General features: G+C 39.2%; 14 protein-coding genes and 3 other annotated features. Of the genes, 3 read left to right on the top strand and 11 right to left on the bottom strand.

Annotated features, from left to right (window positions below; all coding sequences use genetic code 11):
• Positions 1-17: 17 nt before the first annotated feature.
• Positions 18-267, bottom strand: a binding site (T-box leader).
• Between the two features lie 22 nt (positions 268-289).
• The 3 genes from MKY81_RS09665 to serA all read left to right on the top strand — a co-directional run bounded on the left by MKY81_RS09665 (position 290) and on the right by serA (position 3,512).
• Entirely contained in the window at positions 290-418 is a 129-nt protein-coding gene (locus tag MKY81_RS09665) for a hypothetical protein (RefSeq protein ID WP_341117647.1), read from the top strand.
• Positions 419-478: 60 nt separating this feature from the next.
• Positions 479-688 (top strand) — a binding site (T-box leader).
• 60 nt (positions 689-748) lie between these two features.
• Positions 749-1,906, top strand: coding sequence for a pyridoxal-phosphate-dependent aminotransferase family protein (locus MKY81_RS09660; protein ID WP_445663938.1), 1,158 nt, complete (start codon positions 749-751; stop codon positions 1,904-1,906).
• A complete protein-coding gene (gene serA, locus MKY81_RS09655) occupies positions 1,899-3,512 on the top strand; it encodes a phosphoglycerate dehydrogenase (RefSeq protein ID WP_108071247.1) in 1,614 nt (537 codons plus the stop codon). The genes MKY81_RS09660 and serA overlap by 8 nt, the downstream gene beginning before the upstream one ends.
• Before the next feature lie 76 nt (positions 3,513-3,588).
• Here the strand turns inward: serA and MKY81_RS09650 are convergent, their stop codons facing one another.
• The 11 genes from MKY81_RS09650 to ilvE form a co-directional block, all read right to left on the bottom strand.
• Positions 3,589-4,149: a sugar O-acetyltransferase gene (locus MKY81_RS09650; protein WP_066226411.1), complete on the bottom strand. Its 561-nt coding sequence runs from the start codon at positions 4,147-4,149 to the stop codon at positions 3,589-3,591.
• A gap of 264 nt (positions 4,150-4,413) precedes the next feature.
• A complete protein-coding gene (locus MKY81_RS09645) occupies positions 4,414-5,538 on the bottom strand; it encodes an HAD family hydrolase (RefSeq protein ID WP_066226408.1) in 1,125 nt (374 codons plus the stop codon).
• Between the two features lie 77 nt (positions 5,539-5,615).
• The gene (gene leuD / locus MKY81_RS09640) at positions 5,616-6,194 is read right to left on the bottom strand and encodes a 3-isopropylmalate dehydratase small subunit (RefSeq protein WP_108071245.1); all 579 of its coding nucleotides are present in this window, start codon (positions 6,192-6,194) and stop codon (positions 5,616-5,618) included.
• A gap of 13 nt (positions 6,195-6,207) precedes the next feature.
• Positions 6,208-7,620 carry a 3-isopropylmalate dehydratase large subunit gene (leuC, locus tag MKY81_RS09635; protein ID WP_066226404.1) on the bottom strand — a complete coding sequence of 471 codons (1,413 nt, stop codon included), beginning with the start codon at positions 7,618-7,620 and terminating at the stop codon, positions 6,208-6,210.
• A 10-nt stretch (positions 7,621-7,630) separates the two neighbouring features.
• Positions 7,631-8,740 (bottom strand): 3-isopropylmalate dehydrogenase, encoded by a 1,110-nt coding sequence (gene leuB, locus MKY81_RS09630; protein WP_107920303.1) that lies wholly within the window; start codon positions 8,738-8,740, stop codon positions 7,631-7,633.
• A 22-nt stretch (positions 8,741-8,762) separates the two neighbouring features.
• On the bottom strand, positions 8,763-10,304 hold the full coding sequence (locus MKY81_RS09625; protein ID WP_108071241.1) for a 2-isopropylmalate synthase: 1,542 nt from the start codon (positions 10,302-10,304) through the stop codon (positions 8,763-8,765).
• The gene (gene ilvC, locus MKY81_RS09620; RefSeq protein ID WP_066226398.1) at positions 10,291-11,319 is read right to left on the bottom strand and encodes a ketol-acid reductoisomerase; all 1,029 of its coding nucleotides are present in this window, start codon (positions 11,317-11,319) and stop codon (positions 10,291-10,293) included. The genes MKY81_RS09625 and ilvC overlap by 14 nt, the downstream gene beginning before the upstream one ends.
• 157 nt (positions 11,320-11,476) lie before the next feature.
• The gene (ilvN, locus tag MKY81_RS09615) at positions 11,477-11,998 is read right to left on the bottom strand and encodes an acetolactate synthase small subunit (RefSeq protein ID WP_325947224.1); all 522 of its coding nucleotides are present in this window, start codon (positions 11,996-11,998) and stop codon (positions 11,477-11,479) included.
• Positions 11,995-13,695, bottom strand: a complete 1,701-nt coding sequence (ilvB, locus tag MKY81_RS09610) for an acetolactate synthase large subunit (RefSeq protein ID WP_108071303.1) — start codon at positions 13,693-13,695, stop codon at positions 11,995-11,997. Before ilvB ends, ilvN begins: the two co-directional genes overlap by 4 nt.
• Positions 13,696-13,799: 104 nt before the next feature.
• Positions 13,800-14,073 (bottom strand) — a binding site (T-box leader).
• Positions 14,044-15,747: a dihydroxy-acid dehydratase gene (gene ilvD / locus MKY81_RS09605; protein WP_108071301.1), complete on the bottom strand. Its 1,704-nt coding sequence runs from the start codon at positions 15,745-15,747 to the stop codon at positions 14,044-14,046. (Overlaps the previous feature by 30 nt.)
• Positions 15,748-15,771: 24 nt before the next feature.
• The gene (ilvE, locus tag MKY81_RS09600) at positions 15,772-16,674 is read right to left on the bottom strand and encodes a branched-chain-amino-acid transaminase (protein WP_341117641.1); all 903 of its coding nucleotides are present in this window, start codon (positions 16,672-16,674) and stop codon (positions 15,772-15,774) included.
• Positions 16,675-16,778: the final 104 nt, after the last annotated feature.

Below are 16,778 nucleotides of genomic sequence, written 5' to 3'. Positions count from 1 at the left end.
CAAAAAGGTCCCTCATCCAAAAGGACGAGGAACCCGCGGTACCACCTTTATTAGCTGACGAACAGCCCACTTTGACAATATCAAGTTTGACAACTTAATACCCGTCTCTTGTAACGATGAGACATTCGCCAAAGCCTACTGTTCAAAATTGATTTTCGGTTTGGATGCTCCGAAGTCCATTCATTTATACGTTCACACTGGTTCACACCAACCACCAGCTCTCTTTGAGTGTTCATATAAATTACTACTCTTCATCAACGCAAATTCATTTTTTGAATTATTGTTTATTATGTTAGTACCGATGAATACAAATGTCAAGGGAATAAATAAATTAATCATTCGTAAATTTTCGACATCATTTATGTATAAACCATTTGCTGCAATCTCGTTTTATATTGAAACGATTAAATTTTTATAAATTTAACTCTTTACAAAACTAAAGTGTATTTGGTAGAATATTTGAAACAATTAATAATTAAACAAAGTGATGATGAAGATGGTTTGAAGATAAGAGCTTAAGAAAGTCGGTGGTTGCTGTGAACCGATGCTTTTTCTTCACAAAACCGAGCACTTCTGAACTGGACAGTTGAATGAAATAGTAGGCTGTCACGGCTTAATGTCGTTATTTTTCTCTGAGGTTACGTTTTGTAACAAAAGAGGGTGGCACCACGTATATGACGTCCCTCATAACATGGCATATTTGTCTGTTATGGGGGACTTTTATTTTCGTAAAGAAAGGATGAACGAAATGCTTCTCAATCAACACTATTTATTTACTCCCGGCCCGACACCTATTCCAGAACGGGTGAAACTTGCCATGAATCAACCGATGATTGGGCATCGCAGTCAAGCGTTTGCCCATTTATTAGAAGAGGTTTCGACACGTCTAATGCCGATATTCGGGTCAAAGGAACCAGTACTCCTATTAACTGGAAGCGGGACCTCTGCCTTAGAAACAGCTGCTGCAAATATAATTGAAGAAGGTGATCATGTCGTCGTCATTGTTACAGGTGCCTTTGGAGACCGTTTTGCTAGTATTTGCGAAGCATTCGGGGCGAATGTTCATCGCTTAACAGTTCAATGGGGAAAAATTTGTACGCCTGATCAATTAGAGGATTTTTTAAAAAAGCTAGATGTCAAAATTAAAGCGGTGTTTGCAACGTATTGTGAAACATCGACAGGGGTGCTTAACCCTATTCAACAACTTGGTGAAGTAACAAAACGTTTAACAAATTCCCTTTTTATCGTTGATGGCGTCAGTTGTATTGGCGCTGTGCCAGTTGATATGGAATCTTGGCACATAGATATATTAGTTTCAGGGTCACAGAAAGCTTTAATGCTACCACCGGGATTGGCTTTTATTGCAGTTAGCGAAGTTGCGAAAAAAGTAATTCATGATTGCCAAACGAAACGCTTTTATTTAGATTTAAATCGCTATCTATCATCCTATGAAAAGGAGAAATCCACACCATTTACACCCGCTGTTTCGCTCATAGCCGGTGCTCTCGAGGTTTGCTATATGATTGAAGAGGAAGGATTCAATCAAGTGATTGCTAGACATCAGCTGTTGAAAAAAATGATACGTGAAGGATTAAAAGCGATAGAGCTTCCACTCCTTGTCTCGGATGCTCAAGGTTCACCTACCGTAACAGCGGTCAAACCGGCCTCAGGAACAGCAAATATGATCAAAAAAATTCTCCAAGATAACTATTCTATTACGATTGCCGGAGGCCAAAAACAGCTCAAAGGTGAAATATTCCGAATTGGGCATATGGGATACTGCACCCCATTTGATATTTTAAAAGTATTAAACGGACTTGAAATGGCTTTACATAAGTTGGATGGAAGAAATGTTTTTGGGAAAGCGATAAAAGCAGCTGAGGAGGTATGGAGTCAACATGTATAAAGTATTAGTGACAGATTCAATTAGTGATATAGGCTTAAAAAAATTATATGAGCATCCTGAATTTCTTGTTGATAAAAAAAATAATCTTACAGAACTGGAACTATGTGAAATAATTAAAGACTATGATGCCCTTATAGTCCGCAGCCAAACAATTGTTACGAAAAATCTATTAGAATACGCCACTAGATTAAGAGTAATTGCACGCGCAGGTGTAGGAGTCGATAATATTGACCTAGATTCGGCCACTCGAAAAGGTATCATCGTTATTAATGCACCCGGAGCAAACACGATAGCCGCTACGGAACATACGTTAGCTATGTTGCTCTCTTTAGCCCGAAAAATCCCTCATGCCTACCAATCGACATCAAAAGGTGAATGGAAACGCGGCTCCTTTAAAGGGGTGGAACTCTATGAAAAAACACTTGGAATCGTAGGTATGGGAAAAATCGGAACCGAAGTTGCCAAACGTGCAAAAAGCTTTCAAATGAAGATTTTGGGGTTTGACCCTTATTTATCTGATGAACGTGCAAAAAAGCTTGGAATTACAAAAGCTAGCTTAGATGAAATTGCTAAGCAATCCGACTTTATCACTTTTCATACACCACTAACGCCCGAAACGAAAGGCTTAGTAAATGATGAATATATAAGTAAAATGAAAAAAGGTGTACGACTCGTTAACTGTGCCCGTGGCGGAATTATCGTTGAATCCGCATTGCTCCATGGTCTCCAAAGCGGACAAATTGCCGGTGCAGCACTCGATGTCTTTGAACAGGAACCCCCAACCAACTTAGACCTACTTCAGCATCCTAACATCATCGCAACTCCACATTTAGGAGCATCAACCGAAGAAGCACAAGAAAAAGTCGCGAAGGAAGTAAGCGAAGAAATCATTAGCATTTTTGAAACAAATTCTATTCGCCATGCGATCAATATGCCGCAAATTTCCGGCGAGATTCAGAAAAAAATGAAGCCTTTTTTAGAATTAGGTGAACAAATTGCCCAATTGGCGATTCAACTTTTTAAGCAAGCACCCAATAAAATTGACATCCGCTATTCTGGAGAGTTAATAGAGGAAGATACAAGTCTTTTAACAAGAACGATGATTAAAGGAATTCTTGCATATCATTTAAGTGATTCCGTAAATATTATTAACGCCTTCCATTTATTAAAAGAACACGGCCTTACTTACAACATTGAGAAGAATGCTCCGAATAAAGGCTTCTCTAACTATATGGAATTAAGTTTATCGAAAGGAAACGAGATTGTTGTTATCGGTGGTACGGTATTGAATGGCTACGGTACACGAATTGTTAAAATTAATAACTATAGAATTGATGTGAAGCCTGAACAACACCTTCTTTATATAAAACATGAGGATCGCCCAGGAATGATTGGACTTGTAGGATCCATCCTTGGAGACTACCATATTAATATTGGTACGATGCAGGTGGGTCGTGAAACGATTGGAGGCGAGGCAATTATGGTGCTAACGTTAGATAAAAAAATAGATGATGATGTCATATATTCTCTTAAATTACTAAATGGTCTAGAAGAGGTTGACGTTCTCGAATTATCGAAAGAAGTAGCAGTTGTTGAAAATTATTAAACATGCAACATTATTTTTCCATTAATTAATGGCATACAAAAGAAGTATGCCATTTTTTTGAAAGTCAACTTAATGTTTATACTTCTATCCGTTTAATAACCTTTGCCGGATTGCCGCCAACTACCACGTTATCCGGTACATTTTTAGTAACTACAGACCCCGATGCAATGACAACATTGTTACCTATAACAACACCTGGATTTATTATCGCACTTCCACCAATCCATACATTATCCCCAATCGCAATCGGTTTCGCATACTCTTTTCCGGAATTACGTTCAGTGGGATCAAGTGGATGTGTCGCAGTATAAATCTGCACACTAGGTCCAAGCATACAATTATCTCCAAATCGCACTTCACAAACGTCTAAAATCGTACAATCAAAATTAGCAAAAAAGTTTTCACCTACATATGTGTTATATCCATAATCAAACCTAATATTTGGCTCCATATATACGTGTTCACCCGTTGAACCGAGTAACTCTTTCAATAATTTAGAACGCTTATCGCCTTCTGTTTCTGTCGTTTGATTATACATTCTAACCAGTCGTCTTGTATTTTCTCTATCCTTCATTAATTCAGGATTAGACGGGTTATACATTTCCCCGGCTAACATTTTTTCTTTTTCTGTTTTCATTTTTAAAACTCCTTTTTTATTCAAAAACCCTTTAATGAATGCTCGATAATAAAAAATATATCAAATAAAATCTTTGCTAACAGCATCTTTTAGTATCATGCAGAAAATCGACCATTTAAAATTTATACCTTTGCTCCACAAATTTCTTTCTATGATCCACAAATTCCGATCTATGCGGCACAAATTCAATTCCATGTTCCACAAACCAAATTCGACATAATAAAAACTCGCCTACATAGACGAGTCTTTATTCTCCGAACCTTTCTACCTAATCATCGAAAAAACAATGCTTTTCACATCTAATACAGAATCCAGTATAAAATCAGCCCGATGTTCCTCGAATTCCTTTCTTCCTGTTAGCCCTGTTAACACCGCAGCAAATTGACATCCCATTTTTCTCGCTGCTAAAAGGTCCGCAAAGGAATCTCCAACGATCAGTATTTGATCTCCATGCTCTAGTGGCAATTGTTCCTTTAGACAACTCGCCACAGAGGTTTGATTCCCTTTCAATGCTTGAATATATGTGTACGGATGAGGCTTTGCCAATGGTGCGCAGTCCTGATGTTCCTTTTCCGCAAGAAGCACATTGTCAGCAGTAACAATTCGATTGGGGTCAAAATATTTATGCCATTGTAAGTATTCGAACGGCTTAACCGTTTCAAGCTCAGGCCGTCCTGTACCGATACCAATCGTTAATCCGGCGTCTGTTAAATCTTGAAACAATCCGCTTATTTCTTCGCGTGAAGCTAATGTTTGTTCATCTGTTAGAAATCCTTTTTTCCCCTTCTGAACAGAAGGTCTTCCTGTTGAGGAAAGAACATACTCATCGCCTACATACCATTCTTGAGAGACATGTTCACATATTGACCAAAGAACACTTTTCCCGCTAAAAATTTCCGTCTTTACTCCCAATTTTTTTTCGGCCAGTATATTTAAAAATTGAAATAATTCCGTTTTTGATTGTTGAAATTCAGGGATGAACAGGTCGAATTGAACATTAATATCATACTTGGATAATACTTCGTTTATTTCAAGCAGCGTTTTTCGGTCAATATCATTTTTTAACCACTCAGAAATCTTCGCTTGTTCTTTATCCTTTATCTGTGATAAAAGCTGAATAAGCTGAAAGCTAAATGTGAGATAAATCATATCCCAGTTCGCATTTAAACCTTTTGATTTTAAAAATTTCAGAACCTGGTCGTTAATGAAAACTGTATCTCGAATAGAAGCAATTTCCTCATCATTAAATGTCGTTTTAAATTGATCCGCTCCAAGTCCTAAATACTTTTCACTATGTATTAACTCCCACACCGTTAATGCGGAAGCATCAAAATACCGCTCCTCACTTAACAAAACGCCATCTATATCAAACAAAATTGTTTGAACCATGATCATCCTCCTTTATCTTATTAGTGTATCACAGAAAGATATCCATAGGAAAAACCACTGCCTGAATCGGCAGTGATTCATACTAGTTTTACATTTTCTTCATACTTCGTAATCTTATCTTCAAGCATCATTGTTAATGCGATATCATCTAATCCTTTCAAAAGCGTCTCCTTCTGATATGAATCAATGTCAAAATGGAGTTGCTCATTATCAAGAATAAGTTTCTGATTTTCCAGGTCAACCGTCATGAATAACGTTTCCGTTTCGGATCTTTCGAGTAATGATTGAGTATCTAACGTTATCGGTAATATGCCATTTTTCAAACAATTATTATAAAAAATATCTGCGAAACTTGGGGCGATGATTACTTTAAATCCGTAATCCTGCAGTGCCCACGGAGCGTGCTCACGAGAAGATCCACATCCAAAATTAGCTCCGGCAACGAGTATTTCGGCGCCCTGATATTTTTCTTGATTAAGAGGAAATTCCTCAATAGGTTCTCCTTTTTCATCATATCTCCAATGATAAAAAAGACATTCGCCAAACCCTTGTCTTTCAATTCTTTTTAAAAATTGTTTTGGGATGATTTGATCTGTATCGACATTTGTCCGGTCCAATGGTAAAACTAATCCTTTAAATGTTTCAAATGGTTGCACCAGCAATCACCTCCTATTGATAAACTTTCTCTATTTTTCTTACATCTACAAATCTTCCGTTAATAGCTGCAGCGGCAGCCATTTCAGGACTTACAAGATGGGTTCTTGATCCATTCCCTTGACGCCCTTCAAAGTTACGGTTTGAAGTAGAAGCACATCTTTCACCCGCCGGAACGACATCCGCATTCATCGCCAAGCACATGCTGCATCCGGATTCACGCCATTCAAATCCTGCTTCGATAAAGATTTTATCCAATCCTTCAGCTTCAGCTTGAGCTTTCACTGTTTGTGAACCTGGTACTACTAATGCTCTCACATTTTTATGGACATGATTTCCTTTTACTACATCTGCTGCTTTGCGCAAATCACTTAATCTAGAATTCGTGCAAGAACCAATGAAGACATGTTGGATTTCAATCTCCTTAAGTGAGGTTCCTTCTGTTAATCCCATATAATGAAGTGCTTTTCGAACGGATTCTTTTTCACTATTATTCTCAATCTCTTCAATGACAGGTAATTTATCATTAATTGATAAACACATAGAGGGATTTGTCCCCCATGTTACTTGGGGTTCAACAGTATCAGCATCAATTTCAATGGTTCGATCGTATTTGGCACCATCATCTGTTGCAAGACTTAACCAATATTCAGCACATTTATCAAATTCCTCTCCTTTAGGAGCGTACTTCCTTCCGCGTAGATAGGAAATCGTCGTTTCATCAGGACTGATTAATCCAGCTCTTGCACCTGCCTCAATCGACATATTACAGATTGTCATTCGTTCATCCATCGACATTTTCCGAATCGCTTCCCCGGTATACTCAACAATATGCCCGGTACCAACATCAATCCCAAATTTGCCTATAATCGCCAAAATTAAATCTTTCGCTGTCACACCATAACCCAGATTACCATTCACCTTTATTTGCAATGTTTTCGGACGGCGTTGCCACAATGTTTGAGTGGCAAGTACATGTTCTACCTCACTTGTTCCGATTCCGAAAGCAATTGCACCGAACGCACCATGTGTCGATGTATGACTATCCCCACAAACAATCGTTTTACCTGGTGTCGTTAATCCTAGCTCAGGACCGATGACATGTACAATCCCTTGGTCAGGATGATCAATACCCGCAAGCGGAATGTTAAATTCTTCACAGTTTTTCTCTAGTGTACTCATTTGCTTTTTAGCAATAGGATCATTTGAAATCCGATGCTTTGTTGTGGCTACATTATGATCAACAGTTGCAAAAGTTAAATCCGGTCTTCTCACTGTTCGATTATTCATCCTCAAACCTTCAAAGGCTTGAGGAGATGTTACTTCATGCACTAAATGTAAATCAATATATAGCAGATCTGGCTTTCCTTGTTCTTGATGGATCAAATGCTGATCCCAAATTTTTTCTATAATGTTTTTTGGTTGCATATGAATCCTCCTAAATATAAGCCGTTAAAATTCCTGAAATTGCTTGATTTTCATTAATAGAATCAATAATTTTATTGACCATTTCAGTTGTGCTCACTTGTGTTCCTTGTTGTACGTTTAAGTCTCCGGTATGGAATCCATCAGTCAATACTTTCATTACAGATTCCTCAATAATGTTTGCCTCTTTCTCGAGTCCAAACGAAAATTTGAGCATTAAGGCAACAGACAATATCATCCCTAGTGGATTTGCCAGGTTTTTTCCTGCAATATCGGGTGCGGATCCATGTACAGGCTCATACAAGCCAACCATGTCACTTCGTAAACTTGCTGAAGGAAGCATACCAAGTGAGCCGGTAATCATCGAAGCCTCATCACTTAAAATATCTCCGAAAAGATTTTCCGTTACGATGACATCAAATTGCTCAGGCCGATAGATTAGCTGCATCGATGCTGAATCGACAAGCATATGCTCTACCTGAACATCAGGATAATTAGCGGATACTCGATTAACAACTTCACGCCACATTCGGCTTGATTCAAGGACATTTGCCTTATCTACTGAGGTTAGTTTTTTCCTTCGTTTTCTTGCCAATTGAAATGCTTTGTCTACGACTCTTTCAATTTCTTTGACATTATAAACTAATGTATCAATGGCTAAATCTTTATTGACTCCTCGTCTTTCACTAGGTTTTCCAAAATAAAGACCGCCAGTTAATTCACGAACAATCAATAAATCGACATGTTCGATGACTTCTTTTTTTAATGTTGAGGCATGAATAAGCGGTTGATAGGCATTGACCGGGCGCAGATTAGCAAAAAGGCCAAGTTCCTTTCTAATTCGAAGCAACCCTTGTTCCGGACGAATTGTATGAGTAGTTGAATCCCATTTCGGACCACCAACCGCTCCTAAAAGAATCGCATCGCTCTTGGAACATAAATCTAACGTTGTATCGGGAAGCGGATTACCACATTCATCGATGGCAGCACCACCAATCAAGCCTTGTTCGAAAATAAAATCATGTTGAAAACAATCCGATATCGCTTGAAGGACTCGCACAGCACCTTGCATTACTTCAGGTCCAATCCCATCACCAGGTAAAATTGCGATTCTTTTTTTCATAACCATTGCCTCCTTTGTATTTTTAAACGTGAAGTCGTTCTTTCTTTATTTCTTCCTGTACAATGACGCGATTTACTGCATTTAAATATGCCCTTGCCGAAGCCTCTAGCACGTCTTGCGCTGAACCTCTGCCTCCAGATTCAATTCCATCATATTTTACTTTTACATAAGCATCTGCCAATGCATCCCTTCCTGATCCAATGGATTGAAGCTTATAATCCATTAATTCAATAGGCTCATCGATCATGCGGGATAAGGTGTTATAAATGGCTTCCACACTTCCAGCACCTGTTGCTGCTTCTTCCAAAAATCTTCCGTCTGGTGCTTTAACAACAACTGTGGCCGTAGGCACATTATTCGTTCCATATTGTACTTGTATATTTTGAAGTTCATATGTTTTTACATTTATTTGTTCCGTTTGCTTATCAGCAAGAATTGTAAATAAATCTTCTTCGGTTACTTCCTTTTTCCGATCAGTTAATGCTTTGAACGAATCAAAAGCCTCTTTTAATTTTTCAGGAGTTAGTTCAAAGCCAAGTTCTAATGCTTTTTGTTTAAATGCATGACGTCCGGAGTGTTTTCCTAGCACAAGACTATTTGAAGATACTCCGATTAATTCCGGCGTAATAATTTCATAAGTAGATGCTTCTTTTAACACTCCATCTTGGTGGATACCGGATTCATGGGCGAAAGCATTTGCTCCGACGACTGCTTTGTTCCCCGGTACAACCATACCTGTCAATTTGCTAATCAGCTGACTCGTATGTTTGATTTCATTTAACTTTAAGCCTGTTTTCGCTTTGTAAAAATCATTTCTAATATGCAAAGCGACTGCAATTTCTTCTAATGCAGCATTTCCGGCCCTTTCACCAATTCCATTGATGGTCCCTTCAATTTGTCTTGCTCCGTTTTCTATAGCAGCTAAAGAGTTGGCGGTCGCCATACCAAGGTCATCATGACAATGGGCAGATAATATAACCTGGTCGATATTGGGAACGTTTTGTTGGATAAATGTAAAGAGGTTCCCGTATTCTGCAGGTGTACTATAGCCAACTGTATCGGGCAAATTAATGACTGTAGCGCCTGCTTTGATGACCTCAGTAATGATTTTCACTAAAAACCATTTATCTGAACGACTCGCGTCCTCAGCAGACCATTGTACTTGTGGGAATCTTTGTTTTGCGTATTTTACTGCTTCTACAGCAGATGCCAATACTTCATCTGGTGTTTTCTGCAGCTTATACGTCATATGGATTGGAGAGGTCGCTAGAAAAATATGAAGTCGCGGCTCTACAGAACCTTTTAGCGCGTCCCAAGCAATATCAATATCCTGTTTATGTGCTCTCGCTAATCCTGTAACAGAACTGTTTCGAATCGAATTGGCAATTGTTTGGACCGCTTGGAAATCTCCTTTAGAGGAAGCGGGAAATCCCGCCTCCATAATATCCACTCCAAGCCTCTCCAATTGTTTAGCTATTTCCAATTTCTCTAATTCATTCAAATTGACACCTATTGACTGTTCACCGTCTCTAAGAGTCGTATCGAATATATTAATTTTTTGCATATGCTGCCACTTCCTCTTGTTTTTGTTGTTTTTTAACAAATGGCATTAGTTTGCGTAATTCCTCACCAACTACTTCAATTGGATGCTGATTTTCACTTGAATTAATCGCATTAAATACTGGACGATTTGCTTGGTTTTCTAGAATCCAGCCTTTCGCAAATTGGCCGGATTGGATTTCTTTTAACAATTCACCCATGCGTTTCTTCGTTTCATCATTCACGACTCTAGGACCTGAAACGAAATCACCCCATTGTGCTGTATCGGAAATAGAGTAGCGCATTCCTTTTAAGCCACCTTCATAAATTAAATCAACAATCAATTTCATTTCATGAAGACATTCGAAGTAAGCTACTTCCGGCTGGTATCCTGCTTCTGTTAATGTTTCAAAACCAGCTTTAATCAATGATGTTAATCCCCCACATAATACCGCCTGTTCACCGAATAGATCTGTTTCTGTTTCTTCTTTAAATGTAGTTTCTAATACTCCCGCTCTCGCGCCGCCGATTCCTTTTGAATACGCCAATGCTACTTCCTTCGCTTCTCCGGATACATCTTGGTATACACCAATTAATGCTGGCACTCCCGCACCTTCAACAAATGTGCGACGGACCAAATGTCCAGGACCTTTCGGTGCAACGAGAAATACATCTACATTTTCAGGAGGGACAATTTGGTTAAAATGAACGTTGAACCCATGTGCAAAAGCGATTGCTTTTCCAGGGTAAAGAGCTGGCTCAATTTCTTCTTTATATACTTGTGTTTGTCTTTCATCTGGTAGAAGAACCATGATCAAATCTGCTTCTTCGCTTGCTTCTCTTACTGTTTTTACAGAGAAACCATCCTGTTCTGCCTGCTCCCATGATTTTCCTTTTCGCAAACCAATGACAACATCAAATCCGCTGTCACGTAAGTTTTGTGCGTGTGCATGCCCTTGTGAACCATATCCTACAACCGCGATTTTTTTATTTTTCAATACCTCTACTTGAATATCTGAATCATAATATACTTTTGCCATGTCTAATCTTCTCCTTTTTTTAGGTTGTGCTAAACTTGGATGTTGATTTCCGCTCCGGGCACTTCGCTCCAATCAACAGAGTTTCACAGAAATAACAATCACCTCTAGCACAGCCTTTTTTTAAAAAAATTATTTTGGTTACATTTATAATGAGAGCCTATTTCAATAATGAGAATGATGTCAGCTCGGTCACCTGTTTTTGTGAGCCTCGTAAGAAAGCAGTTAGGCCAGTTCTGGCTATTTCTTTAATTCCATATGGTTTTAGCAAATCGATTAATGCTTCGATTTTATCTGTGTCTCCTGTGACTTGGATCGTGATGCTTTCGCGACTTACATCGATAATCGAAGCTCGGAATGGTTCAACAATCCCACCTATTTCATTGCGCGTTTGTGAATTGCTAAATACTTTTATTAACGCCAACTCTCTAGCCACAATGGCTTGATCGGTAATATCAGCCACCTTCAGAACATCAATGAGTTTGTTCAATTGCTTCGTTAGTTGCTCAACTTGTTGTTCTTCTTCTACATTGACGACAATCGTCATTCGCGAAATTTCATCGTTTTCGGTTCTGCCTACGGTAATGCTGTCAATATTGAATTGTCTTTTCGATAAAACTCCTGTGACCCGATTTAATACCCCGCTTTGGTTTAATACAATTGCTGTTACAACGCGCTTCATGGCTTCACCCCTATCATTTCATGTAGTCCTTTTCCAGGTGCGATCATTGGATAGACATTCTCTTCTTGCTTGACGCGGCAGTCGATAACAATTGGTGAGGAATCAGTTAATACGGATGGTAATACCTCTTTTGCTTCATGCTCGGTTGTAATTCTTACTCCCTTAATTCCATAGCTTTCTGCTAGCTTAACGAAATCTGGTTGAACCGGTATTTTAGAATAGGAATACCGTTCTTCATAAAACGTTTGCTGCCATTGCCTTACCATTCCAAGTGATAAATTGTTGATGATCACCACTTTCACTGGAAGGTTTAACTCTTTTACAACTGAAAGTTCCTGTAATGTCATTTGAAATCCGCCATCACCAACAATTGCGACGACAGTTTGTTCCTGATTGGCTAGTTGTGCGCCAATTGCAGCTGGAAAACCAAATCCCATCGTTCCAAGACCACCCGAAGTTACCCATTGATGTGGTTTAGAAAAATGATAATACTGCGCTGCCCACATTTGGTGCTGACCGACATCCGTTGTGACGATCGCCTCTCCATTCGTGTATTGATGAATAAGCTCGATCACCCTTTGCGGCGACAATTCTTCCCCATTGTTGCTATGCCATAATGGATACGTTTTTTTATTTTCCGTTAATTTCTCGTTCCAATTTTTGAAATTTCCTGTTGCAGATTCCTCATCTAAAAGCTTCATTAGTGCTGCCTTTGCATCTGCAACGATCGGAATATGTGTTAGTACATTTTTACCAATTTCTGCTGCATCAATATCGATATGAGCGACCACAGCATTAGGAGCGAAATGTTTCAAGTTACCTGTTAAACGATCATCAAAGCGTGCCCCAATATTAATAAGCAGATCGGATTCATAAAGAGCCATATTCGCTGCATACGTACCATGCATACCGGCCATACCTAAAAACAGCGGATGTTCAGCTGGAAAACTTCCTAATCCGAGCAATGTATTCGTTACAGGAATTTCGTATTTTAAAGCAAAATCGAATAATAGTTCACTTGCCTTCGCATGTAATACACCTGCACCTGCTAAAATAACCGGTTTTGACGAACGTGATATCGCTTCTAGTAGTTTCTTAGTTTGCAGCACGTTCGGGTTGTAGTTTGGTTGATAACCAGGCAATTGGATATCTGCATTAAGGTTATGCTGCATTTTTTGTCCGCAAATATCTTTAGGTATATCAATCACTACCGGACCGGGACGACCAGTTGTAGCAATATGAAAGGCTTCTTTCACAATTCTTGGTAAATCCTTTACATCACGGACTTGATAATTATGTTTTGTTACCGGTGTGGTAATCCCAATGACATCTGCTTCCTGAAAAGCATCTGTACCAATGACTTGACTTGCTACTTGGCCTGTAATGACAACAAGTGGCAAAGAATCCATCATTGCATCGGTTAAACCCGTTATTAAATTTGTAGCACCTGGTCCAGATGTGGCAATTACAACCCCCGGCTTCCCCGTTACGCGTGCATAACCTTCTGCAGAGTGAATAGATCCTTGTTCATGGCGTGCTAGAACATGCTTGAGTTTCTTCCCATATAAGGCATCATAGATCGGTAATACAGCTCCTCCCGGATAACCAAAAATCACCTCTACACCCTCATTGATGATTAATTGAATGAGCAAGTCAGCTCCATTTAATTCTGCCGTCAACAATTGATCATCCGTCATTGCTTTAGTCTGCACTATTTTCCCTCCTATTTTTTTAAGCTTTGAATTCATATAAAAAAGCCTTCTCATCCTCAAAAATATGGCATCTATTAATCTACCAATTATGAAGGGATGAAAAGACTTCTTTTCACGGTACCACCCAACTTTATGCTATCCTTACGAAATAGCAACTCGTGTAGCAGCTTAAAGTTTTAAACGATAACTTCAAACTGTTACTTTTTTGTAACGAGTGTTTAAGTGAACACTCGGCTAATCCTACTTAATCTTTCAGACTAGCACTCCGAGGTGAGTTAGGATAAGAGGTATTATCGGTTTCCAGCAAGCCCGACTCTCTGTGAATACTTGATCTTATCCATTTGTCCTCGTCAACGTTTTTTGCTGTGATGGAATTTTCAATACTCCTCCAGTATTTGCTGATGTTACAAGTGCGGCATATCTTGCTAAATAGCCGGATGTAATCTTTGGCTCTGGAGGATTCCAGTTTCTTTTTCTATTTTCAAGTTCTGCATCTGTTAACATGACCTCAATTGTTCGGTTCGTTAAATCGATAAATATTTTATCGCCATTCTGGATGAAGGCGATTGGTCCACCTTCAGCAGCTTCTGGTGAAATGTGTCCAACACAGATCCCCCTCGTTGCCCCTGAAAATCTTCCATCGGTAATTAATGCGACACTTGTCGATAAACCCCTTCCGACGATTGATGAGGTTGGTGCCAGCATTTCCGGCATTCCCGGTCCGCCTTTTGGTCCTTCGTAACGGATGACAACGACATGACCTTCACGGACTAAACCACTATCAATGCCTTCTTGGGCATCCTCTTGGGATTCAAACACAATCGCTTCTCCAAGAAAGGTTTTAATCGACGGGTCAACCGCACCTACTTTAATCACCCCTCCATTCGGTGCAAGATTACCATTTAATATGGAAAGTCCACCGACTGGACTGTAGGCATTTTCAATTGGACGAATAACCTCTTTGTTTTTAATCGTATAATCTTTTACATTTTCAAATACGCTATGACCTGTTATTGTTAAGCGATCTCGATGAATTGCACCTTCGACTTTGCAAAGTTCATTAGTGATGGCACTGATTCCACCGGCTAAATGAATATCGTGCATCGAATAATCGGAGGCCGGGCTTATTTTTGCGAGATAAGGAACTCGTTTAGCGATTTCATTAATTTGATCAAGTTCATATTCAATACCAGCCTCATGAGCAATCGCTAGTGTATGTAAAACTGTATTTGTTGAACCCCCCATTGCCATATCAAGTGCAAAAGCATCATCAATTGCTTCTCTCGTTATAATATCGCGCGGTTTAATATCATTCTTGATACAGTTCATTAAATGGCCTACAGCTTCTTTAATAATTCGGTGCCTTTCATCGGATGTGGCAACAATTGTCGCATTTCCCGGTGGCGTTACCCCTAAAATTTCCATCAATGAGTTCATCGAATTGGCTGTGAACATCCCTGAGCATGATCCACATGTAGGGCAGGCGCTTGTTTCAAGTGCTTTTAACTGTTCTGCATCCATCTTTCCTGACTTATATGCTCCAACACCTTCGAAAACAGATGTTAAGGAAAGATTTTTTCCGTCTTCAGATTTACCTGCCTCCATTGGACCGCCCGAAACGAAAACAGATGGAACATTGGTCCTTGCTGCTGCCATTAGCATTCCGGGTGTTATTTTGTCACAGTTTGGAATGTAAAAGACTCCATCGAACCAGTGAGCATTTATTACTGTTTCGGCACTATCAGCAATTATTTCCCTACTAGGAAGGGAATATCTCATACCGATATGCCCCATTGCAATTCCATCATCTACACCAATTGTGTTAAATTCAAATGGAACTCCGCCTGCTTCCCAAATGGCTTCTTTCACGACTTCTGCAAATTTATTTAAATGTTTATGTCCTGGTATAATATCTACATAGGAATTACAAACACCGATAAAAGGCTTATTTAAGTCCTTTGTTTTAACACCAGCTGCATAAAGCAAGCTTCGATGTGGAGCACGGTCAATTCCTTTTTTTATCATGTCACTTCGCATGCCGCTACTTTTCATTCCTTTCACTTAACTTACTTGAATGTGGCTTTCTTCATACACCTTTGTGCCATCTTTCGTAACCGCATTTCGGAAACCGGTCAATAACTGCTTTGTTACCTCCCCTGGCTGGCCATCCCCGATTTTTCTTCCATCCACCTTCACTACGGCGATAACTTCCGCTGCAGTGCCGGTTAAGAAAACCTCATCGGCAGTGTACACATCATGTCTAGTAAACACATCTTCGCGAATATCGAAGCCTTGTTGTTTAGCCAGTTCAATAATTACATTTCTTGTAATACCTTCGAGAGCTCCGATATATCCGGGAGGTGTTTTAATGATGCCATCTTTAACAATGAACACATTGTCTCCGGAACCTTCTGCAATATAGCCTTGGTCATTCATCATCAATGCCTCACTAGCTCCTGCTAAACTCGCTTCAATTTTTACGAGAATATTATTTAAGTAGTTGAGTGATTTTACTTTTGGACTTAACACATCGGATCGATTACGTCTGCTTGGCACGGAGACAACTTCAATGCCGGTTTCATAAAGCTCCTTTGGAAATAATGCCAAAGGTTCAGCAATGATAATGACCCCAGGATTATGACAAGTAAATGGACTGAGTCCTAAATCGCCAACACCCCTTGAGACGACTACCCGAATATATGCATCGTTAAATTCATTTTTTTTCAAAGTTTCAACGATCAATTCACTTAATTCTTCTTTTGTAAAAGGAATTTCTAACATGATTGAGTGTGCTGATTCGTATAACCGTTTTATATGATCATCCAGTCGAAACACATTCCCACTATACATACGAATGCCTTCAAACACACCGTCACCATATAAGAAACCATGATCGTAAACAGAGACAACAGCCTCTTCCTTTTTTACAAAACGGTCATTTAGGAAAATCCATTTGTCTGACAAAACAACTCAATCCTTTCAACTTCGATTATGAATCTTTAGAAAAATTATTTAATTGTTGACAATCATACGCCTATAAAATTGGCAGGTCAACCCCTTTTGAATAA

It is taken from the genome of Heyndrickxia sp. FSL W8-0423 (assembly GCF_038009395.1).
In the GTDB taxonomy this organism is placed as follows: domain Bacteria; phylum Bacillota; class Bacilli; order Bacillales; family Bacillaceae_C; genus Heyndrickxia; species Heyndrickxia sporothermodurans.
This window is presented reverse-complemented; position numbering and strand designations above follow the sequence as displayed.